The sequence below is a fragment of the Candidatus Methanogranum gryphiswaldense genome (genome assembly GCA_019262145.1).
Classification (GTDB): Archaea; Thermoplasmatota; Thermoplasmata; order Methanomassiliicoccales; family Methanomethylophilaceae; genus Methanogranum; species Methanogranum gryphiswaldense.
In genome coordinates this window covers 942496-963907 of record CP076745.1, presented here as the reverse complement: position 1 = coordinate 963907, position 21412 = coordinate 942496, and the positions used below count along the sequence as shown (strand labels likewise).

Below are 21412 nucleotides of genomic sequence, written 5' to 3'. Positions count from 1 at the left end.
TTTTTAGATATCAGATTTTTGTATTAATCATGTGATTTATATCAGAATATAAAGAGGCGAGCAGGAAGGGATTCGAACCGTATCTCTATCTCAGCTGTTCCGATATGATCTTGTAGTGATATGGATCGTGTCTCTGAGGTCCATTATCGCTTAGACCATCGGACAGTCGTGACATATGCTGTCGGTTATCGCAGTGTACGGTAGCTAAGATGTTAAAAGACGTGAGAATTTTATCAAAGAAGAATAAAATATGGTAAATAAATCTGTTAATAGATTGAGTGAAATCATCAAATTTTGAACACGGTAATGTTCAAGATCAAGGTGAGGAAATTGCAAAACACGGATTGAACGTATCGGAGGTTTCAGGTTTGAAGACAAGTGACTGTAATTTTTTATACGATGTCAATGCTCAAGATATAATGACAGCTTCAAATTTTATGGAAAATGTAGGCGAAGAAAAATCGAGGAAGTATTAAGATGCTGACAAGCGAACAATTAGAAAAACTTCGTAAAGCTGGTAAGGTGGCAGGAGCTGCTAGAGAGTTAGGAATGGAGCTTGTTAAAACAGGCGGTAAACTCTATGATGTCGCACAGGAAGTCGAGGGATACATCAGAGAGCACGGTTGCGGACTTGCGTTTCCATGTAACATAAGCAGAAATGAAGTTGCTGCTCATTACACACCATGTATCAATGATCCCACGGTTTTCGAGCTGGGGGACGTTGTTAAGATCGACTGTGGTGCTGAGATAGACGGTTATATAGGCGACATAGCAGGCACAGTGGAAGTCGGTACCAGGAAATATACCGAATTGATCGAAGCATCAAAGCTTGCTAGGAACGCAGTGGCAGAGTTTGTCGGTGAAGGTACGACACTTGGAGATATCGGACGTGTGGTCGAGATGGTGATAAATCAAGCAGGTTTCAAACCTATTGACAATCTCAACGGACACCAAATCGAGGTTTATAAACTACATGCGGGGTTTTCCGTGCCGAGTTATGCGAATGGAGATAGTACGATTTTAAAGACAGGCCATGTAATGGCCGTAGAGCCGTTTGCTACAAATGGAGGAGGCGCAGTCGTCGATGGGCCTCAAGGAAACATAGTTCGTGTGGTTAGAGAACGTAAGGTGGACGATCCTAAAGCTCAAGAATTCTTGGAATATGTGAAAGGTGAGTTCAGTACATTTGCATTCTGTGCGAGAAGCTGTGATTTTCCAGATGCTGAAAAACATGTAAGATACCTTTTACGTCGCGGTATACTTTCCGGTTATACACAAATGATAGAGATCAATGGTGGCATAGTATCTCAGCATGAACACACATTCTATATCGCAGGTCCAAGGGCAGAGGTTACAACTTTGCCTTAAATGTTATTAAATAAGGTTCTATAAGTTTTTGTGTGGAGTGACATAATGAATTCAGATTGTTTCTGTTATTCTGCATAAAATTATAGAATTCAATAAATTAATTGAATGGGATAAATTGCTTGTGTTTTATTTAATGCAAATTATTTTTTTTATTTCTTCATACAAGGACATCTGCAATTCTGTATCTTTATCATCAACTGTTCCGATATTAGCTTGTAGTTCTGGTCATGGATCATATTTCCGAAGCCCTTTATTGTCTGGACCACCGGTAGTCGTGACATACATCGTCGGAGATGCTGTCCGTTATCGTGTCGTACAGAGCATCGACGGTCTTCTCGGCTCTTAATCATCGTTTAGGTCCCAATAGGTTTTGGTGTGAATTACAACTATCGAATCCGCAATTGATCAGAAAATAAAAAGTAGCCCGGTATGTGTACCGGGCAGTTTATTCATGCATTCTTCCGGATTTTGAAGTAATATGCGGCAAGACCTATTACAATCAGAATAACGATGACAATTGTAGCATACAATAACCAATCGGTAGAAGAATTGGAATCATCGGCATCGTTACTATCTGTAGCGGTCCATACGATTGTAAAAGAAACATCGGACGAACCTGTCGTATATGTGGACCCTGCTGCATAGATGGCTGTTCCGTCATTCCATCCGCTGAAAACATATCCAGTCTTGATCCCTGAGTATGAAGGGATGATGAAAGAGCTTCCTTTGGCCACGTCAGGTTGGATCGGTTCGTCCAGTGGCCAACCTTCCTCATCATAGAAATTGATGGAATTTATTTCGATCGGATCGCCCCTTACCATATGCTCATATGTACCGGAAAAGGAATAGCGGCAAAGATTGCTTGCCGTTTGTTCCAGAACGGTCGTGCCGGTCTCATCGTAGAATGTTATACCGGAGAACACATCATTACTCATTATATCGGTCCATTTGGGATTGGAACTTATGGATATGGATGTTAGACCGATGCAGTTCTTGAATGCGGTATTTTCAATCACATTGACGCTCCAAGGTATCGTAAGAGTTGTGAATCCTGTACAGTTCTCGAACGATGAGAAGCCGACGGTCTTCACACCACCTGATATGATAAGGGAACCATTGAAGCCAGAGCAACCATAGAATGCAAAATTATCGATCATGGTGACGTTACCAGGTATGGTCAATGAACCAGTGAAACCAGAACACCCAGAGAATGCACCAAAACCAATCCTAGTAAGGCTGTCGGATATCGTCAGGGAACCTGTCAAACCGGAACAGTTACAGAATGCATAAATGTTGAGGGTGGTAAGGCTGTCGGGTATCGTCAGGGAACCTGTCAAACCGGAACATCCATAGAATGCATAACTTCCAATGACAGTAATACTGTCAGGTATGGTCAATGAGCCTGTCAAACCGGAACATCCATAGAATGCATTATTGCCAATTGAGGTGACATTGTACGTCTTTCCATAATGTTCTACACTGGACGGTATGGATATACTGCCTGTGCTCACCATGGTATCGGTAATGGATACCTCGTTGTTTTCCTCAGAAGTTATGCTGTAGTAAAATTTTCCGTCATTGAACGTATCAGCGACCACTGCTGAGCTGTCATCTTTATCATATGTAACAGCGAGAACCGTGGTAGTTAATAGAACAGTAAGCAAAATCGCATACAATGTCCTTTTTCTATTGAAGAGACTCATATTCATTATTTTTATCTCCTGTGCAGTTTAGACATCGGTTTGCTTTTTACATTCATTATACGGTTTATGATAGCTTCAGTAATTGCAATCTTTATGCACATATCCAGTATGTGGTCGATATATCTGACCGAGTCGAAACCCGGGTAACAATCATGTATTGAGAATATAAAGTAATCTTACTCCCAGTTTCTGTTATTTTATGAAAAATTTATGACATATAATCAATTCTTCTTCATACAAAGGCATCTGCAATTCTGTATCTCTACCCCCAGCTGCTTCGATATCATCTTGCAGTTACGTCATGGATCGTATCTCTGAGGTCCCTTATCGCCTGGATCACCGGCAGTCGTGACATACATCGGCGGAGATGCTGTCGGTTATCGTGTGTACAGAGCATCAAGGATCTGTCCTTATTTCGTCGTTCGTGAATTTTTTGAAAGACGAATTTGAACAATTGATATTTGACCCTTCGTTATAAGCATATTAAAAGTCAATATCCATCAATATTAATTCTCTGTATTTTTTGATACTTTCCAATACGCGTTCTGTTGAATCGTATAATATCCTTATACGAGATTCCAATAAAGGAATATCTTGTAATTTTCTTAATTCTTTAAAATATATTACTACAAAATCATTCACCGAGGGTAGACCTCCTAAGAATGGACCTTCATAGGGCAATAGATCGACGTAGGGTTCCATATGATCTATTACATAGTAAAATTCATCAATAGTTTCAAATTTATATAAAAAAACAAAATTGCTCATATTAGTTGCAGCCATCTAAATATATATTTTTTGTATTTACCACATTATGAGGACGTAGAACCATACTACAACATATATTTTTTGTTCAAAATACTTAAAATCATACAAAAGACCAATGATGATGTTCGAGTGTAAGATCATCTTCAATTGACATTGTTATAATTCAAGGGATCAAAATATGATAAAAGTCATTCATGATCGATTTGTATTTTTGCAATCTAGAGTATGGTTTTCTATTTCAATTTCAGAAATGAATTAATGTTCTGAGATTTGGTTTTTAAGAACATATTCTAAAAATATTCAATATTTTTAATGAATTTTAGTTGTTTTTCGCTTGTCTTTAAATACTTCGAACGTCGTATATTATATGGGAAGTATGAAAACGGCTTCCAGAAGGACCGTACATCTGAATGATGTCGATCTTCAACATTCCTCACGGGGTGTATACACTGGTTTTGAAGATCAAAATGCTTCCTGTCGGGATGACCCTGCGGATCTGTTCGCGTTAAAAATACACGCAGATCCGCAAGCGTCCCGTACTTCGGCAGACAGAAGTTCATGGGGACAAATCTATCTCTCTGTATCTCAAATCAATTCTATGAATTGAAATTAGCATGTGTCCCGTCTGCCGGGGCGGTACCGGATCTGCCGGGAACGTGACAGGTCGTGACGGATTCGGGCCGCCCGTCTTCTGGTATTGTTTGAATTGTGTTAACTGATTTTGGTTTTTGTTTTGATACCAGGATGTGATAAAAATACAATCGCTCCGGCGGTTGCATGTTCGCGGGAGTGAGAAGCCTACGGAGTTGCCGCATGCTTTAAACTTCGGCGAATCCGCAGGTTCATCCTGGTAGGAGGTGGTGTAAGATCTTCGAGATCTACACCGAGTTTCATGGTAATGGACTCAGTGTGATGACCGTGACCGAGGAACTATGGGTCATTATGAACGTTCTGTACGAACGTTGAAGATCGACACATAGGGTATCCGGCTTCTTCGTGGGCCGTTAACCATCTCCATATACTACTTACATATTGTAAGTATATAATATTGCGGCGTAATTTTTTTTATCGATAAGAAATTTGAACTTTTAAGATCGTTGTTATTTTTTGTATTGCACGTTGCTGATTATTTTAAAAAGAGGTTGCATTGATTTCTCTGGTTTTTGTTTTTTTACAAAAGTAAATATTTGCATTGTTCAATTGGATATGTAGAGTATCATTTATCGAAGTAAATTATATTTTGGAATCATACAGGTTGTGATTTTTTACATTTAAATGTGAAACTCTTTAAATTGATACAGTTCTACTACAATCAATAATGGATTTTTTGTGTGAAGATAAGGAAGTTTAAGATAAGAAAGGAGGTAGCGTTAATGAGATCATACGATTACATAATTGTTGGAGCCGGGACAGCCGGACCGGTAGTAGCGTCCAGACTCAGTGAGGACCCGAAGACATCTGTATTATTGTTAGAGGCGGGTGGTGAGAATACAAATGACATCTCCAGGACACCAGGGGCTTTTTTCATGGTTTGGGGGACAGACTATGACTGGCAATATGAGACGCAGCCGCAGAAAGGTCTGAATGGTCGTAAGATCTATCATCCCAGAGGTCGCGTGGTTGGAGGTTCTTCCGGGATCAATGTGGGATTCTGGATGAGGGGAACCAAAGAAGACTATGATTCTTGGGAAAAACAAGGTGCCGAAGGATGGAATTATGAAAAGGCACTGGAGATCTTCCAGAGGATTGAGGATACAAACCTTGGACCAAGCCGTTACAGGGGAAAGGGAGGCATGCTTCGTTTGGAGGATTCAGCATATCCTACGGATTTCGTGCACACAATGTTGAAAGGGTTCAAAGAGGCAGGATTTGGTGGGATCGGTGATTTCTCCGGCGAGGATGCATATCGTGCTGATATCGTGCAAAAATATTTTGTTGATAATGTAAGGAAAACACCAGCGGACAATTATCTTTCCAAGGAGATCAGGAAAAGATCTAACCTTACTATTCAGCCGAACACATTTGTTCGCAAGGTCATATTCGAGGGCAACATCGTAACTGGTGTCGAGATCGAACATGAAGGGAAGGTCCAAAGCATAAAGGCCAACAAGGAGGTGATCCTCTCTGCCGGAACATACAATACTGCTCAGATCTTAAAACTGTCAGGAGTTGGTCCTAAGAAGGAATTGAAGAAACACGGCATACCATTGGTTGCGGACGTTCCTGGTGTTGGTGAGAATCTGAATGACCACTTGATGTTCACAATGAAATTCTTATCTTCTAAATCGATTCCGGATTCTCATCTTAACCCGGTTAGCGAGGAGTCCATTGCACAATGGAGGAAGGATCACACAGGTCCATCGTGTTATTATCCCGGAGTGGCTGCCGGTCTCGTATCTTTGGATGGTACCCACAAAGGGCCAGATTTCGAGTTGATATTCTATTATACGCATAATGCAAGCGGTTCGGAGAAGGAGTTCTTAGGAGTGGAAGGTATTGCCGACAAAAGCGGCTATTCTGTTCCAGTGATACTTACGATCCCGAAGAGTAAAGGGAATGTATTGCTGGCATCAGGGGATCCGCACGATAAGCCTCTGATCGATCCCAATTATTTCGGTGATGGGGATGATATGAGACGTTTTATCAAGGGCGTGCGTTATGCTATGCAGCTGACTAAGACCAAGGCTTTATCCCCCTATACTGAGCTTGTTCATCCTTCTCTCGATGCGACCGATGCGGAGATCGAGTCATTTATACGTAATGAGGCTGGCACTGTATTCCATCCAGTTGGTACCGCACGTATTGGGGACCTCGATAAGGATCCGATGGCTGTCGTGGATTCACATCTGAGGGTCCGTGGGGTCAAAGGTTTGCGTGTAGCGGATGCTTCAATAATGCCACAGGTCAATTGTGGACACACAATGGGTCCAGTCGTTTATATCGGTGAAATGGCTTCGAAGATCATCAAGTCGGAAATAATGTAACCTTGATTTTTCTGGGGTATGATCAGAAATGATCTACTCCAGTAATTTTTTTAAAATATATTATAAGTAAGAATTCAAAAATACGTCAGAATATAATAATTAGACATCCTATTTTGATGTTGCCGGAGAAGGATATGAGGGGGATACAGAGGTTTTTAATTTTATTTCCATACATATCCAGGATGGATCCATATCGATTTTTGAAATTTAATTAAGGATGTTTCGGCATAATAATAGATCCCTGTCCGTAATTAGCGGGCAGTATCCTTACTTTTTGTCTTTTTTGCATTTAGAATTCGATGATTTGAATTTATTTGATATTGATGCTTTGGTTTTCGAGAACCAGCTCTGTTTTACTTCGGTCATGTTATTTTCTCCCAGGCTTCAGTCACCCTTAGCCTTAAGATACACAACGTATTCTAACTATTTATTGCTTACGGAGCGTATCTTAATTCGAGTTAAGATACACAATGAATATTATTAAATACGCACGAACAACATCAACTATAGGTATTAAATTAGTGATAAAATGGAATTTCAACGTGCAAGATCTGAGAAAAATAAAGAGACGCGGATGAATGAGATCATAACTGCTAGTTCTGAGATCTATGATGAAAAGAAATTTAATGGTCTGACGTTCGAGGCAATAGCAAAGAGATTGAATGCGACAAGGCCGCTAATTTACAATTATTTTTCCACCAAAGAAGAAGTGGTAGCCGTAATATTGAGCATGGATGTTGCGCAATGGGCCAAGGATCTAAAGAAGACTTTCAAGTCTGGGGAAAAATACGATATCAATGAGATTGCAGATATGTGGGCAGAGTGTTTGATGAGGCACGGCAGAATGGTAGAATTGTACTCCATAATGCACACGGTTCTCGAGAAAAACATGTCCTCTGAGAAATTGGATGAGGTTCGGACAAAGATCTCTGAGAGTAAGGAGTCTATGATCAAGTTGATAAGCAAGCTCGTTCCGGAGCTGGACTATGAGAAGTCATCGTTCTTCTTTGATACACAGATGTCGCTTGCAGTGGGAATATACCCGATATACAGTTCTACGCGCAATATCACTGATGTTACAAAAGAGTGCATCGGAACATATGGCAGAAGCATTAGGATCATTTTAGTGCAGCTTAAAGATGGTAAGGACGCGATAAGCGGCTCGTAAAAATTTCAAGGCCTTAAATATCAATTCAAAAAATGTTAATAGTTCAAATTGTATTAAATTGTAAGAAGCATTATTTGAAATTCCCATCACTGGCACAATGATATTCATTTGATTGTCATATGAAGTAAGATCTCTACGTCGAATGGTCATCATTTAAAATTTTTCCTAAAGTATGAAGAGGGTCTTTTGGATCCACTTAGGTTTATTTTTCTTGTTTGTGTTCAATAGTTAATTGTTATAACATTCTAACAGATATTCATCGTATGTGTCATTATTTTGAAAATTAGAATGATACGGTTGTTCCACTTGTACCAGAGACCCAAATCAATATCTATCCATCAAGTTCTAACGGGCGTGTGGAAAACAGTGTTTATTCCAAGAGGGAATCAAAGATGGTCCTCTTGGCAACATGTGTGGGGTCCATACTTACTCCACTCATGGGAACGATGATGAGCTTGGCCTTACCATGCATTGGTAGGGACTTCGGCGTGGGTGCTCATTCCCTTGCAATGATCAACACGTCCTTTCTCATAGCATCGGTCATGTTCATGGTACCGGCCGCGCGTTTCGCAAGCATATATGGCATGAGAAAAATGTCGATGATCGGTCTTGTGGTCGTTACTATCTCCGCCATATTATCTGCTATGAGTCCCAATCTCGAATTTTTACTGATAATGCGCTTTATTTTAGGTGCTGGCTCTTCTGTGCTTGCTGTAACCGGTGTGGCGATGTTATCGGCAGTATATCCTTTGGAAAAACGTGGCTGGGCCATTGGAGTTTACATGGCCGTAATGTTAGTTGGATTCACGGTGGGCCCCAGTCTCGGCGGAGCTATATCCGATGTCATGGGATGGAGGGTCCTCTTTGTGTTGGTCGTTCCTATCTCTGTGTTATCGTTCGTGTTCTTTATGAGGTTCAAAAAGGAGATCGCTCCGATGCGCGGAGAAAATATGGATACAAAGGGCGCTATTCTTTGGATGGCCTCCATATTGATGCTCATGTATGGGGTGGCCTATATTACTGAGTCATGGGCTTTGATCCTCATATTTTTGGGAGCGATATCATTGGCGTTCACTTTTTATCTTCTGAAAGGAATGGAACAGCCAGTGCTGAAGGTTGAACTTTTTAGAATAAGTATGTTCAGGCGTTCCTGTCTAGCTGCTTTTATGAACTATGCAGCTGCATCATCACTCACATTCTTCATGGCGTTATATCTTCAAAGCATAGGTGAAATGACAGCGACAGAGGCCGGAATCCTTATGATGCTTCAGCCTCTGGTACAGGTTTTTTTCACAATATGGGCAGGTTCTCTGTCTGATCGGATGAGAGATAAGCGCATATTGCCGACGTTAGGAATGGGCATAGTATGCATAGGTTCGGCAATGATGATTTTCATAGAATTGGACACATCTTTGGCCTACATGGCTTTGATACTTTTGGTGTTCGGTGCCGGTATGGCATTGTTCTCCGCACCCAATGTCTCAGCTATTGTCTCTTCAGTGCCAAAGAAATATCAAGGCGAGGCCGCAGGCATGGCATCGGTCTTTCGTCAGATAGGGATGATGATATCGATGGGAATTGCCATGATATGCATATCCATATTCATGGGATATATGGGCGATATAACTCCTTCAAACTATGGAGATTTCATCGATTCGATACATTTGACGTTCATGATATGTCTTGCATTGTGTATAATCGGGGCTGTTATCTCATGGTTCAGAGGGAAACCTATTAAAGATCAATAATTTATTTTTCAAATATAAAGATCCAGATGTGAAAAACATCATTCAAATTAATTTGGATAAGGACGGTAGCTCACGAGATCGATCACAGATCATCGAATCATTACCACGGGGGATGTCCAGTTTCACATGTCCTCTTATTGTATTCGTTAGCGAGCATATATGCATCATAAGCCTGCCAAATAAAAAGTGCGAGTTCACAAAAAGCAAATATTACCCAGGTTCCAAAAGTTATATTGACATTGGTGATGTCGAAAGATATCATAGATATGATAGTTGCCGCTCCAAGGAGCCATCCGAATAGCATTATGGATAGACCTCTTCCTATCTTCCCAACATATATCTGTCCGATACCGTTGAAAAATAGTAGGCCTCCTACGAGGGCGAGTATGACAGTCACACCCACGTCCTTTTTTGGCATTGTACACGTATTGTTATACTGCTGGTTCTGATTGTAGCATGTATTACCGTATGGTGGTACCGTTCCCGTAGGTTCTCCACATTCAGGACAGAATTTGGAGTTGTTATCTATGACTTTTCCACATCTTCTGCAATACATGATATTACCTGTTCTGATACGATATATCCTTGATACGATATATTCTTATTTTTTCTCATCGATGATCTTCAAAGCATACGAAGATTGGCTGCATAAGATATTTTTGTATTGAATATTTATACAAATTGCCCTCAAGTTAACTCAAGAGACAACGGCCATACACCTGGCCCACGTAGTTTCATTTTCTTATTTCTTTTGTAAAATTCTCTATGACCTTGAAGAATCTATCGCTGTTCTTTTCAGGACTGTTCATCTTAAAACCTATTGAACCTGTTACAAAGTCATTAGTCTGCATTAGCAGTTCATATCTCGAATCTGCAGCAGGGTCGTTGCAGATCACTTGATTACCATGTTTCTTTCCTGCTTGTCTGCATATTTTTACGGCATCAATTGGTTGAAGCGCTGTGTTCTTGTCGAACATCACGTGCAGTTCGCCATTAAAATTCTTTGCAACTTGGTCCATGAGGAGTCCTGCACTTGTTACATAAAGTTTTGATCCTTGTCTTGGCCAAGTGCTGTAAGGGTCAATTTTCCATTTGTCTGTTTCAATGGCAAAAATAGATGGTTTTGTTTTGGCGATGTCCGTCAGTATCGAAAGACGGGTCTCATCCGAAGATGTGATGAATTTTAATTCGTTGCTTTTACTGTATAATTTTCCTTTCGTGTTGGGTTCATACCTTTGAGATATTTCCATTAACTCATGAGGGTGGTCAGATACCATCGCTGTGAGGGCAAACCATCTTTTTGATTCTTTGTTTGTTCCCATATCTCCATATTCATCGATAAGGACGACCCTCTTCTTTGCAGTAAATCTTCCTAATGCATCTCTCGGCTGTTCATCCACCAATTCTGATTCGGTCATCGGGATGGCATATGCTGTCCTTTCCGTCGTAGAAGCTTTCATAGTGTCTCTTTTTCTGAAAATATAATGTAAATTCTGATCAGTCCAATCATATGATTCAGTTCCACCAGCATCCTCTTGATGAAGATGCATTTTGTAGCGTTGGTAAATTCTATAACATTTATGCATCCTTATGGGATGATATGATGGTTTCTCTAATGTCACCATCGAATAGGTCGATCTTATTCACCATGTGTTCCTCTAAGGACATAAAAAGGCAGTCCTCGAAATACCATTGTTCCATGTAGTGTTTGTTCCTTATGGCGAATATACGGGTCAACCAGTATATTCCGAAGATACCTAAGGTAGCTACAGTGTATAACCTGTATTTTTTTAGAGGCATATCTACGGTCTTAAGATCCAAAGGAGCTATTCCCAATCTTAGAGCATCAGAGATCTCACACAGCTTATTACAGAATCTCACTGTTCCTTTTTCATGATCTGAGAGGAACGTGCTTAGGGAAGGCAAGGCAATCATAGCTATACCAATCGTGAGGGTATAGTTCAGGATCATGAATATCTCTTGATAAAGGCCGAGGTTAGGTATGAGGCTCAGTGATACGAACACGATTGCCACGCCCAATATGAATAAAAGATTGATCGTATCTTTTTTTCTATTTTTAATATCGACAATGCTCTTATCTATGGTGATGAGTTCTAAAAGGGTAGATGATACACCGCTTGAATCATTGTCTTGCCTGACTCTGACATATTCTATTAGGTCTCTTCTGAGGGCGGATTCGTGTTTCTCATGGGCTGTGTTACCGAACATTAGTATCACGGCGATCAGGACTACCACAAGGGAACCTATCAGCAGGATCAGGGTGTCTCCCACGAGCATATCTGGATTGGATGAGGTCAAAGATGATACGTGGACCCTGTAAATGTAATAGGTTGCGTAGAAAATATATGAAAAGATCACTACTAGGACCAATGAAGGACGGAAAACGAGGTCCGTCCATGTTCGGCCAAGTATTGTCTTGAGAACCTTGTCGGTGGCATCGATCAGATCCCTATTCATCGTACTCGTAACAAAGACAGATTATTTTAAATGAACGCGATATATCCTTGCATGGAGCAATGCATTCCGCCTCTGGACAAGAAAGAATACATGGATAAGTTGAAGAATCCACCAAAGTCCATGTTGGTCGTGATGGCATTGGCATTGTTCGTTGCTTCTGTATACCTTTACAGAGCTATGTTGGAAGTGGACGAGATCATATTGACAAGGTCAATGGTCGACATATTGATCTATTTCCTTTTGATGATCGTCCTATTAGGTCTGTATTTCAGGTATCTTATAGCAGCATTCTGGCTTCTTTCGCGCAATAGGAGTGCCTGGGGATCGATCGTAAGGCTATCTGGAATTTACATACTGTTGTCGGTTCTCAGCATGTTCATAAGATTCTCTGTGTTCGACCTCGATATGACCGTTGGCCCTATTTCCATACGTCCAACGTTGATGATAGTGATAATGGCGATAGTGATACTGTATATGTTCACTCCTTCGGTCAGAAGAATGTTCACTCCGCCTTATTCGAAAGAAAAAGGGATCAAGGATTGGATATATCTGGTATTTTTTATTGATCCGTTCAGCAAGAACAGGATGTCCTTCAGATATCATGATCATTCAGATGACTGACGTGGGAGGTCATTGTTAAGAAAGGTTCGTGTTTCTTCGCGTATCTGCTGAAAGAATATTGATCCTTACGGCCATTTAAAATTGAAGTTGGGAAAATGTTTGTTTTCGACCGATACGGTCCATTTCAGTCATTCCAAGAATGGGAACCTCTTTACGATCTTCTGTTCCTTCCACCAGTTCCCTAGTCCGAGATAGGAGCCTGCATTAGCCATGTACACCGCCATCAGGACGAAGATGTAGATTATGTGGTCGTCGAGTATGGGATTGTTCTCGGGTGGGAACAGCGCTATATACATCATTAAGAACACAAGGGCCCCCGTTATCGTTGCGATCTTCATACCAATGCCGAGCATAAGGGCTATGCCTATCAGCAGGAATGCCAACATGATCACGACGTCAAGGATGTTGGAATAGGCTGCTAGGAAACTTAGCGTGTTGCTGCCAGAAAGGAATCCGTGCGTCGGCGATCCCCCATCTATCATACCGGATCCTGCCGGGGTAGAGAGGCCTAGACCAAACATCTTATCGAAGAATGCCCACAGAAGCATGAAACCTATCATTATGCGAAGTATTGCCAAAGGCAGTACAACGCCTTTCGTTTTGACTAATTCACATACACGAAACTGCATGTTCTTAAGATGGATGTGTGCGGTTATAACTGTTATCTTGTTCTTGCATATTTAAAAGACAAATAATCGTGTTGAAGTGGTGGAAGGCACATCATTAATTAGTCGATATCATACGATAATTCAAAGGTAAAAGACAGTTGATAGGGATTGGATCAGAAAGTGTTGACGATCTGATACCTATCAACAATACTGCGTACTTCGGTCCGATGTATCAATTTGACACCGTCTAAGACCTTCGCGCCATCGATCCGTTGATCAAGGTCCTCCGTTACACAGAAGACCTCTCCGCCCATATCGATTATGTCTTGAAGTGCATCTCCGTTGGATGGCATCCCTATTGCCGTGGGTACCTGAGAATCTATAGCATTCAATGTGCCATCTTCGATAAGAAGGACATCTGCCTTTGCGATCACTCCGCTCACAAGTCCACCAAGAGCCAACCTGGCTCCTGCGAATGCCTCCTCTGTTCCATAAGGTGGTTTTCTTATCAAAACAATGATTTTATCAGCCATCATATCACCTGGATATTGTTACAAGACGGTCGCTTTCCGAGACAAAGAGCGAGAAATCGTTAGTTATGCTTCCTACCTTCGTTCCTTTTATCTCTTCTCCTCTTTGGATGCCGCGCGCATAACCGCACGTCTCACAAATTACGATCTCCACCCCCAAGGAAGCGAATTCTTCGATCATGTTGCCAACATTGGGAAATCTCTTTGGATTCTGGCCAGCTTTTATGAGGGTCACTCCTTCTCCATAACAGAATATCTTGACCTTGTGGCCTTTATCAATGGCGGCCCTGGTCAATTTCAATGCTACATTAGGGTCCATATTCATCATGGTACCGGATCTTATCTGTATCGTTAATATTCCCATAATATGCCTCACAATGTGATCGTTTGATCGTATCCATCCATTATCAGGTCTATTGCATGTGGATAGTCAATGACCTCTGTTCCTTCTCCAGCCTTACCTTTGAATCCTCTTGCCTCTAGGTCGTCATCGATGACAAAGACCCTATCGACAACCTTCAAAAGGTCTGTTCTTCTCTCGCTATAAACTGAGAATAGCGTCGCATCTTCGAACAGTATAACTCCTGACCTATCTCCTTTCAACATATTGATTATGTTCAGGTCACGATATTCGTAGGGGGATTTTAGCAGAATGAACAATGTAGAGGTCAAGTTATCATCCAATGAAGTATTGCATATCCGAATCTGCAGCAATGTTCAGAAAACCGGCTGCACCTATGATCTTTACGCCATCGGTCATATTTTCCTCTTTAACACCCATCAAGGCCATGGACGTACTGCACGCATATATGTTCACACCCTGATCTTTGGCCATACTCAGTTGTTCACCAAATTTGGGGATCCCGACCTTAGACATCTTTTTCTCAAATGTTCCAGTGAACAAACGATACATGCCAGAGAGTTTGGGCCTGGCACCTTTTTTCAATAGGTTCAATCCAAAAAATGTGAAGAACACATGTACTTCCATTCCCATACTCGCCGCAGTATTTGCTATCATCATCGCCATCACGCCCTTATCAAAAGAGCATTCAGACACAACTATTGCTACTTTTTTTGTTTCATCCATTGATCATCATCTCAAGATTCATCTTTGGTCAGATATCGATATAATGTCAACATGCGTCATGTTAATCACTGTTCATATGGAAATCACATGATTTCCTTTGGTTTCATCTGAGTCTTTTTATACGATACGTGTAGGTTTTACCTGACTCCTTCATTTCGATTAGTTGATTGCCGGTCCTTTGGCACCATGCAGGAATATCTTCTTTGGAACCGACATCATCAGAGATCAATTCTAATTCTTGACCTATCTCTATGGCTTTGATCTTCTTAGCCAATTGAACGACGGGCATAGGACACATAAGTCCTTTGCAGTCTAGAATGTCGACCATTTTGTAACACCCAATTTTCAATCAACTTGTGCGAATATAAACGTTTCTTAATTTTTAATATGGTTCATTCAGATTTTTTAATAAAACCATTGCGAGGACAACGTTCAGATCAACAAAATCAATCAATTACGTGTCTTGATATCATTAAATCCATGCAACGCATAATTAATAAGCGCGTTCAGTTGGAATCGGATATGAAAGAAGTGGTCATGTGCAACAAGGATATAATAGAGCTATGGATTTTCGACCATCCTGTCATAGAGGATCGTATAAATGCTGATTTCAGCGTGTACCGTGTTTATGATGATTCAAAAGTGAGTCGCAACATCATTGCATCCAGGACCGAGGGCCAGAACTTGATAAAATACAATGTGGAGGACGATCTTCCACAATACAGGACCTGCACATTTGAGTTCATGGTTGATAATCTTAAGGAAGCTGTTTATAACGGATTCTCAGCGGAGGTGAGGTTTGCCAATGATTACATCAAATATGTGATATTCGAATCCGATGATACGATCTTCATCGTCGATGAAAATAAAAGGGACCATGCGAAGGCACAGGCTGCTCAATTCAATATCGAAGAATTCTGCAAAGGATGTACCACGGTGGAATTCAACGAGATGTTTGTCAGATTCTGATCATCATTGTTCTAAAATCATATTTGTCAGGGGACATCATCAACAACATCCTTCTTTTTTCTTATGATCCCGTTCCTTGATATTATCAGTCCAGCAAGGGTAAGTATCATTCCTATTATTGCAACGATGGTGATATTTTCATGTAATACTAGGAGAGACGTTATCACAGTGATCACAGGACCCAAATAGATATAAACACTGGTTTTTACTACGCCGAGCATCTTAACCGCAGAGTTCCATGTCAAGAAACAGATCGCCGATGCGCCTATTCCCAGGAACAATATGTTGAATAGATTGGTAGGCTGCATTAGTGCGTTAACATCAGGGGCGAATCCGAATACGAGAAGTTCGGGTATCATAAATATAAGTCCGTATAAGAAGATCCTGCGTGTTGCCAATATCATGTTGTAATGGAATTCTGCAATCTTCTTGGTCAATATAGAATATGCCGCCCAGGCTATTGCGGCCAGAACCGTTAGAAGATCGCCTAATGGATTCAATTCGAGGACATTGGACCCATTAAAGCTTATGAGTGATATTCCAGCCACTGCAATAATAAAACCGATAAAGAACTGTATTCTGAATTTCTCGTTTTTGATAAAGAAATGTGCGAATATTGCTGTTATGAAAGGTGCAATCGAGATTATCACTCCAACATTGGAGGCAAGCGTATAAGACAAGGCCATATTTTCTAGAAGATAGTAGAGTGTTACGCCGCACAGACCTGCAGCGGCAAAATACATCTCATGTTTTTTATCTCTGACCTTTAACAGATGAGGACAAATGACGACCAAGACTGCAAATCCGATCACGAACCTCATGAACAATATCTCTACTGGAGAAAAATAATCTAGCAACATCTTTGTCGATACGAAAGTAGTTCCCCAGATCAAGATGGTGATCAACGCTAGCAGATGGCCGGTAATATCTTCTCCTAAGTCTTTCATTTAGAACCTTACATACATTTGGGTTTTTACGGGGTTTAGATTTCTATCATCAATTTAAAATTTGTTCACTTTGTATTTCAATCGTTTATCGTAAGCGTTGACATTTATGTTGATCTAAAGGGGGCAATCATCGAACGCGAGTCTCTTGTATTCTTAGACAGATATTCTTCAGTAATGGAAAATATTTAACACTTTGCCGGTAAAAATGCATTGTAAATTCAAATTTTTTTCATAATGTCGTACAGTATCCAAACCACACATTCAATGGATCGGAGGAAATTTCATTTATGTGTACTATGAATAAAAAATAAGGGGTTTGGAAAGGGTTTTTCTTACTCGGATATAACAAACATTAGTGAAAGTTCGATATTGCTTGTTGTCTCTATTGTTATTGTTGGAATATCATCAACAAGGGTGCAGGTCACATTATCCGCATCGATCACAGTTATCGTCAGAGTATATGTATTGCCTTCGTATACACATGAAAATATACCTCCAGAATATTCCCAATCGGGGATACCAGTCAATGTGATGATAGATGTAGGCAATACATCGGGGAACACAATAACAAGTGAACTTGTATCCACGATCTCACCGTTGAAATTCAGGGTAAGGGGACCAATATCAATGGAATAACCTGTAACAGCATATGTTTCGGTCCATTGGGCATAGAGTACAGTTCCATAGTCTACAGATTCGCCTTCTGTATATGTGGTACCGCTGCCATCCACTTTTGTGTTCCAGCTGTCAAATGCGTAGCTGTTGTAGATAAACATGCATGGTTGAACGGTTTCATCTGAGGATACGGCCACACTCTCGCCGCTTATGGTCAAACCTCCGTTACCGTTGTAAGTTACTTCCTCTTCTTTTGGATCATTATTTGAAAGTGATGCTGTGATCGCAACCACTACAATGACCAAGACCACTGCTGTAATTGCAATGAGGATATTTTTTTTCGCCATGTGCCTCAGTTAATTGTGACGTATAATAAGTTTACATCGGACCGATTGTAGAATACAGTACGGGAACATCAAAAAAATCAAGAAGGGTCATTTTTAATGAGCTAAATACTATAATCAAATATTTTGACATCTTTGTAATGAAGATGTCCTATTTCCTGAATTATCATGGGATTTAAGCATCGTTCTTATCTTTGACAACTGTCGACATGAAGAGGGCAATAGCACATAGTATCGCGGATACGATCAATGTGAATACGAATCCTTTGAGGAAGACGTCAGGAGGAAGATCGGCGAAATCAATGTTTCCTGAACCAGTGTAGAATATGAATATCATCGCATAAAGTGCGGTACCTACTGCGCACCCAATGTAAACGGCCTCGTTCATAAGGGACGACCCCATCTCACGGCTTTCATTCTCGGTCTTTTCCACAATACGGCTGGCCATGGCACCTCCGCATGTGGACCATGTAAGGCCCATTAAGACGAACGCAATTATCAAAGGTATTATCATTTTCAATGGTGAGAAGAACACCCAGATCAAACATGATACTAGTAGCAAGATACATGAGATTATGCTGAAAAGCCTTCTTCCCATGAAATCTGATTTTCTTGAAAGCGGCATGACGAAGATGAGGGTCACGATAGATGGAATGAGCAGATACACACCGCTAAGGGATGCGGAAAGCCCCAGATTTATTTGCAGATAGAAGGGTATGAGATATAACATTCCCATATACACCAGATTGATAATGAGGAATGCCACGAAAACATAGTTGAAGTCTCTGTTCATGAACACGCGTACGTTCAGTATTGGGTTCTTTTTCCGAAGTTCAACGAATACGAATAATATTAAAAGTACAAAGAAAAGTACTGTTGCGATAATAGACATCAAGAATTCGCCCTCATAACAGCATCTCTGCAGAGCATAAATGCCGAAGAACGTCATTAGCAGTAAGATCACGGCGCCTTTGATATCAATATGTTTTCCTTTTGTTGGACTGTCTTTTGGTATCGCGATCAGCATTATGGGCATGACGATTATTGCAAGGGGTACGCTGATAAAGAATGTCCAATGCCACGAGAGCGCGTCGATTATGAATCCTCCGATAGCGGGTCCTGTGGCATACCCTATGGAACATCCCAGGGTTATGACGCCGAATCCAAGACCAAGTTTGTTCCTGGGAAGATATTCAACGCATATCATCGGTGCTGCAGCACCCATCATGGCCGCACCTGTACCCTGAATAACTCTTGCAATGAGAAGTACAGGTAGGGTTTGAGAAAGACCGCACATAAGTGAGCCGGCGGCGAAAAGGACAAGTCCGAGGATCAATATTTTTCTGATGGCACCGTTACTCGCAATTCTTGCGAAAAGTAGTATGGTTCCTGCGACCATCATATAATATGTGACCGTCACCCAGGAAATTGTTCCGGTGTCTGTGCCCATTTCATCGGCCAAGGTCGGTAGGGCGATATTGGCAATGCTGCCGTCCATTCCGTCGGCCAAAGATACAAATGCCACAACGAACAGAATAAGCATATGTTTTCTGTCTATCCCATAGGCGTTGTGCATAGGCCGTGAATATAATGCAAATATATCAAACTTATACGACCAACAGCGGCATTCGGTATCGACAATAGACGTTATTATTGAGTACAAATTTTCTTTGGATGTCGTAATGTTTTCATTAGATTATTCGGAATTTCATAGTCCTTTCAATGAAGAATATACGGATAATATTTTAAGTTGGATACATATTCTGGTAGTAGGGGATCAGAAGGTCTTGGCGGGTAATGCTCAAAGCGGGAATGGTATACTAGTACCGAAATATTACGTGTGTTCACGTTGTTCCTATCACTGGAAGCCTAGGAAGACGGATAGCATACCCCGTAACTGTCCTTCGTGCAGGTCTACCATATGGATGAAGCCTTTTGAGTTGAAGACCTGTGCAAGATGCAATTATGAATGGGGGTCTACAAGTGAGGACCCTCGCAGATGTCCAAGTTGTGGGACATACCATTGGAATGAAGCACCGAGGACATACGACTGCCTTAGATGTTCACATAAATGGACGGCTAAGAGAGATTGGCCTCCGAAAAGATGTCCTAAATGCAGGTCCACCTCATGGAGTATTGAGAAGAAGAACATCAAGAAGGTCGATGTTTTAGAATCGAGAAAGATATCATCATCTGTCAACGATGATCAACTCGTCAAGTCGATTTTGGACGCATACAAGAAAGGAGACACTTGTACAGGCATAGCTGTCAAAACGTCCATTCCGTTCAGTGTCATATATGGTATTATTCGTGAGGGTTATGCCAACTGTTCCATCAGGATATAATTCCTGTGATATGACGATGCCCATATTCACCGAACGTCTTCATCTGAGGCGTTTTACGATGGCGGATGTTCCAACATGTTATGATAGCTGGATGTCCGATCAGGATGTCACAGAGTTTCTAACATGGAATGCTCATTCGGACATCAATGTCACAGCGATTTATATCGCATCGTGTATCAGTGAATATCGTTTTGGTTCCATGGACTGGTGCATAACGCAAAAAAAGTATAACATGCCCATCGGCAGTATATCTGCGGTGCAGGATTTCCCAAACAAGAGATATTGTGAGCTGGGATATTGTCTTTCTAAGGATCATTGGAACAAAGGGATAATGACCGAGGCCCTATGTGCGGTATGTAGATGGATATTCGACAATACTGATTATCTTTGGATACAGGCACGTTACGATTCGGAGAATGAAGCATCAGGAAGATGTATGGAGAAAGCAAATTTCAAGAAGGTGTTGGAATTCGAAGACCTTTGCAAGAAGAGAAATCAGGTTCGTCATTATACACTTGGACGGATCGAACGTAGAGACATCATGACATCTTTAGAAGTGTGAATGTGGTCATGTTATCCTTACGGTCCTCTATGTTCTCGTGAGCCATGAATAGACCATAATATTCTCCGGCATTCTTTCTGCATACGACGGCAGTGTCGTCAGGCAGCTCTCCGCCTGCTAACATTTTTGCTGCATAGGCTGTATCCTCGACTTCAAGTCTAGTTGTGCCAGGATATAGTTTTTCTAGAGTGCCCTTGGTCTGAAGGAGTGCCTGTATATGAGAAGATACAGTTCTTATACGGATATTTTTGTCTTTTACAAAGACACAGTGGTGTATCGGAACAATGTCCGTTGATACGCCGATTATATCGTTTCTCCCTTTCAAAGCTACCTGGGTCTCTATGACCGGTCCTGCGGTGATATTACTGGATGCTACGACACCATAGTCGCATTCACCGGATGTAAGGGAGTTAACTACGCCTTGCGAGGTTATCATGGGAATAAGTTCTATGCTATCCCATTCCATGGATGCCGCGAACTTGTTGGCGGCCTCTTCGGAATTGGAAAAAGGAATTCCCATGTAACTTATCCTGATCTTCATAGCATCCGTATAGACATGTGGTTTTT

The 21412-nt window shown here is 41.1% G+C and carries 22 protein-coding genes; 8 read left to right on the top strand and 14 right to left on the bottom strand.

The window, feature by feature from the left end; genetic code table 11:
- Nucleotides 1-477 precede the first annotated feature (477 nt).
- Nucleotides 478-1368, top strand: a complete 891-nt coding sequence (map, locus tag KRP56_04925) for a type II methionyl aminopeptidase (protein ID UAL07189.1) — start codon at nt 478-480, stop codon at nt 1366-1368.
- Nucleotides 1369-1817: 449 nt separating this feature from the next.
- Here map and KRP56_04920 read toward each other — a convergent pair whose 3' ends face one another.
- The gene (locus KRP56_04920) at nt 1818-3077 is read right to left on the bottom strand and encodes a leucine-rich repeat domain-containing protein (protein UAL07188.1); all 1260 of its coding nucleotides are present in this window, start codon (nt 3075-3077) and stop codon (nt 1818-1820) included.
- A gap of 2135 nt (nt 3078-5212) precedes the next feature.
- Between KRP56_04920 and KRP56_04915 the strand changes: the two genes are divergently transcribed.
- The 3 genes from KRP56_04915 (at nt 5213) to KRP56_04905 (ending at nt 9739) form a co-directional block, all read left to right on the top strand.
- Nucleotides 5213-6823 carry a GMC family oxidoreductase N-terminal domain-containing protein gene (locus tag KRP56_04915; GenBank protein ID UAL07187.1) on the top strand — a complete coding sequence of 537 codons (1611 nt, stop codon included), beginning with the start codon at nt 5213-5215 and terminating at the stop codon, nt 6821-6823.
- A gap of 529 nt (nt 6824-7352) precedes the next feature.
- Nucleotides 7353-7991: a TetR/AcrR family transcriptional regulator gene (locus tag KRP56_04910; GenBank protein UAL07186.1), complete on the top strand. Its 639-nt coding sequence runs from the start codon at nt 7353-7355 to the stop codon at nt 7989-7991.
- A 356-nt stretch (nt 7992-8347) separates the two neighbouring features.
- Nucleotides 8348-9739, top strand: coding sequence for an MFS transporter (locus KRP56_04905; protein ID UAL07185.1), 1392 nt, complete (start codon nt 8348-8350; stop codon nt 9737-9739).
- Nucleotides 9740-9839: 100 nt separating this feature from the next.
- Here the strand turns inward: KRP56_04905 and KRP56_04900 are convergent, their stop codons facing one another.
- The 3 genes from KRP56_04900 to KRP56_04890 form a co-directional block, all read right to left on the bottom strand.
- Complete coding sequence (locus KRP56_04900; protein UAL07184.1) at nt 9840-10295, bottom strand: zinc ribbon domain-containing protein; 456 nt, start codon at nt 10293-10295, stop codon at nt 9840-9842.
- Nucleotides 10296-10473: 178 nt separating this feature from the next.
- The gene (locus KRP56_04895; GenBank protein UAL07183.1) at nt 10474-11199 is read right to left on the bottom strand and encodes a hypothetical protein; all 726 of its coding nucleotides are present in this window, start codon (nt 11197-11199) and stop codon (nt 10474-10476) included.
- Nucleotides 11200-11317: 118 nt separating this feature from the next.
- On the bottom strand, nt 11318-12217 hold the full coding sequence (locus KRP56_04890; GenBank protein UAL07182.1) for a hypothetical protein: 900 nt from the start codon (nt 12215-12217) through the stop codon (nt 11318-11320).
- Between the two features lie 51 nt (nt 12218-12268).
- Between KRP56_04890 and KRP56_04885 the strand changes: the two genes are divergently transcribed.
- Nucleotides 12269-12838, top strand: a complete 570-nt coding sequence (locus KRP56_04885) for a hypothetical protein (GenBank protein ID UAL07181.1) — start codon at nt 12269-12271, stop codon at nt 12836-12838.
- Nucleotides 12839-12966: 128 nt separating this feature from the next.
- On the opposite strand, the gene KRP56_04880 is transcribed toward KRP56_04885, so the two are convergent.
- The 6 genes from KRP56_04880 to KRP56_04855 all read right to left on the bottom strand — a co-directional run bounded on the left by KRP56_04880 (nt 12967) and on the right by KRP56_04855 (nt 15391).
- Nucleotides 12967-13467 carry a hypothetical protein gene (locus KRP56_04880; GenBank protein UAL07180.1) on the bottom strand — a complete coding sequence of 167 codons (501 nt, stop codon included), beginning with the start codon at nt 13465-13467 and terminating at the stop codon, nt 12967-12969.
- Between the two features lie 152 nt (nt 13468-13619).
- Complete coding sequence (locus KRP56_04875; protein UAL07179.1) at nt 13620-13982, bottom strand: DsrE family protein; 363 nt, start codon at nt 13980-13982, stop codon at nt 13620-13622.
- Nucleotide 13983: 1 nt separating this feature from the next.
- A complete protein-coding gene (locus tag KRP56_04870; protein ID UAL07178.1) occupies nt 13984-14340 on the bottom strand; it encodes a DsrE family protein in 357 nt (118 codons plus the stop codon).
- An 8-nt stretch (nt 14341-14348) separates the two neighbouring features.
- Complete coding sequence (gene tusB, locus KRP56_04865; GenBank protein UAL07177.1) at nt 14349-14648, bottom strand: sulfurtransferase complex subunit TusB; 300 nt, start codon at nt 14646-14648, stop codon at nt 14349-14351.
- Between the two features lie 4 nt (nt 14649-14652).
- Complete coding sequence (locus KRP56_04860) at nt 14653-15063, bottom strand: DsrE/DsrF/DrsH-like family protein (protein ID UAL07176.1); 411 nt, start codon at nt 15061-15063, stop codon at nt 14653-14655.
- Nucleotides 15064-15166: 103 nt separating this feature from the next.
- Complete coding sequence (locus KRP56_04855) at nt 15167-15391, bottom strand: sulfurtransferase TusA family protein (protein UAL07175.1); 225 nt, start codon at nt 15389-15391, stop codon at nt 15167-15169.
- 152 nt (nt 15392-15543) lie between these two features.
- On the opposite strand from KRP56_04855, the gene KRP56_04850 reads away from it, so the two are divergent.
- Nucleotides 15544-16032, top strand: coding sequence for a hypothetical protein (locus KRP56_04850; protein ID UAL07174.1), 489 nt, complete (start codon nt 15544-15546; stop codon nt 16030-16032).
- Nucleotides 16033-16058: 26 nt separating this feature from the next.
- Here KRP56_04850 and KRP56_04845 read toward each other — a convergent pair whose 3' ends face one another.
- The 3 genes from KRP56_04845 to KRP56_04835 form a co-directional block, all read right to left on the bottom strand.
- A complete protein-coding gene (locus KRP56_04845) occupies nt 16059-16979 on the bottom strand; it encodes a DMT family transporter (GenBank protein UAL07173.1) in 921 nt (306 codons plus the stop codon).
- A gap of 332 nt (nt 16980-17311) precedes the next feature.
- Complete coding sequence (locus KRP56_04840; GenBank protein ID UAL07172.1) at nt 17312-17941, bottom strand: InlB B-repeat-containing protein; 630 nt, start codon at nt 17939-17941, stop codon at nt 17312-17314.
- Between the two features lie 172 nt (nt 17942-18113).
- On the bottom strand, nt 18114-19514 hold the full coding sequence (locus tag KRP56_04835) for an MFS transporter (GenBank protein UAL07171.1): 1401 nt from the start codon (nt 19512-19514) through the stop codon (nt 18114-18116).
- A gap of 349 nt (nt 19515-19863) precedes the next feature.
- On the opposite strand from KRP56_04835, the gene KRP56_04830 reads away from it, so the two are divergent.
- Entirely contained in the window at nt 19864-20283 is a 420-nt protein-coding gene (locus KRP56_04830) for a hypothetical protein (protein UAL07170.1), read from the top strand.
- A 16-nt stretch (nt 20284-20299) separates the two neighbouring features.
- A complete protein-coding gene (locus tag KRP56_04825; GenBank protein UAL07169.1) occupies nt 20300-20845 on the top strand; it encodes a GNAT family N-acetyltransferase in 546 nt (181 codons plus the stop codon).
- Here the strand turns inward: KRP56_04825 and KRP56_04820 are convergent.
- A complete protein-coding gene (locus KRP56_04820) occupies nt 20823-21386 on the bottom strand; it encodes a chorismate mutase (GenBank protein ID UAL07168.1) in 564 nt (187 codons plus the stop codon). The genes KRP56_04825 and KRP56_04820 overlap by 23 nt on opposite strands.
- Nucleotides 21387-21412 lie beyond the last annotated feature (26 nt).

What these genes read in the sequence shown, in the direction of transcription:
- KRP56_04900 (UAL07184.1), bottom strand. Translation starts at nt 10,295, where the DNA reads ATGTATTGCAGAAGATGTGGAAAAGTCATAGATAACAACTCCAAATTC.
- KRP56_04895 (UAL07183.1), bottom strand. Translation starts at nt 11,199, where the DNA reads ATGAAAGCTTCTACGACGGAAAGGACAGCATATGCCATCCCGATGACC.
- KRP56_04860 (UAL07176.1), bottom strand. Translation starts at nt 15,063, where the DNA reads ATGGATGAAACAAAAAAAGTAGCAATAGTTGTGTCTGAATGCTCTTTT.
- KRP56_04825 (UAL07169.1), top strand. Translation starts at nt 20,300, where the DNA reads ATGCCCATATTCACCGAACGTCTTCATCTGAGGCGTTTTACGATGGCG.
- KRP56_04845 (UAL07173.1), bottom strand. Translation starts at nt 16,979, where the DNA reads ATGAAAGACTTAGGAGAAGATATTACCGGCCATCTGCTAGCGTTGATC.
- KRP56_04890 (UAL07182.1), bottom strand. Translation starts at nt 12,217, where the DNA reads ATGAATAGGGATCTGATCGATGCCACCGACAAGGTTCTCAAGACAATA.
- KRP56_04915 (UAL07187.1), top strand. Translation starts at nt 5,213, where the DNA reads ATGAGATCATACGATTACATAATTGTTGGAGCCGGGACAGCCGGACCG.
- KRP56_04835 (UAL07171.1), bottom strand. Translation starts at nt 19,514, where the DNA reads ATGCACAACGCCTATGGGATAGACAGAAAACATATGCTTATTCTGTTC.
- KRP56_04830 (UAL07170.1), top strand. Translation starts at nt 19,864, where the DNA reads ATGAAGCCTTTTGAGTTGAAGACCTGTGCAAGATGCAATTATGAATGG.
- KRP56_04920 (UAL07188.1), bottom strand. Translation starts at nt 3,077, where the DNA reads ATGAATATGAGTCTCTTCAATAGAAAAAGGACATTGTATGCGATTTTG.
- KRP56_04855 (UAL07175.1), bottom strand. Translation starts at nt 15,391, where the DNA reads ATGGTCGACATTCTAGACTGCAAAGGACTTATGTGTCCTATGCCCGTC.
- map (UAL07189.1), top strand. Translation starts at nt 478, where the DNA reads ATGCTGACAAGCGAACAATTAGAAAAACTTCGTAAAGCTGGTAAGGTG.
- KRP56_04875 (UAL07179.1), bottom strand. Translation starts at nt 13,982, where the DNA reads ATGATGGCTGATAAAATCATTGTTTTGATAAGAAAACCACCTTATGGA.
- KRP56_04910 (UAL07186.1), top strand. Translation starts at nt 7,353, where the DNA reads ATGGAATTTCAACGTGCAAGATCTGAGAAAAATAAAGAGACGCGGATG.
- KRP56_04850 (UAL07174.1), top strand. Translation starts at nt 15,544, where the DNA reads ATGCAACGCATAATTAATAAGCGCGTTCAGTTGGAATCGGATATGAAA.
- KRP56_04885 (UAL07181.1), top strand. Translation starts at nt 12,269, where the DNA reads ATGGAGCAATGCATTCCGCCTCTGGACAAGAAAGAATACATGGATAAG.
- KRP56_04840 (UAL07172.1), bottom strand. Translation starts at nt 17,941, where the DNA reads ATGGCGAAAAAAAATATCCTCATTGCAATTACAGCAGTGGTCTTGGTC.
- KRP56_04880 (UAL07180.1), bottom strand. Translation starts at nt 13,467, where the DNA reads ATGCAGTTTCGTGTATGTGAATTAGTCAAAACGAAAGGCGTTGTACTG.
- KRP56_04870 (UAL07178.1), bottom strand. Translation starts at nt 14,340, where the DNA reads ATGGGAATATTAACGATACAGATAAGATCCGGTACCATGATGAATATG.
- KRP56_04820 (UAL07168.1), bottom strand. Translation starts at nt 21,386, where the DNA reads ATGAAGATCAGGATAAGTTACATGGGAATTCCTTTTTCCAATTCCGAA.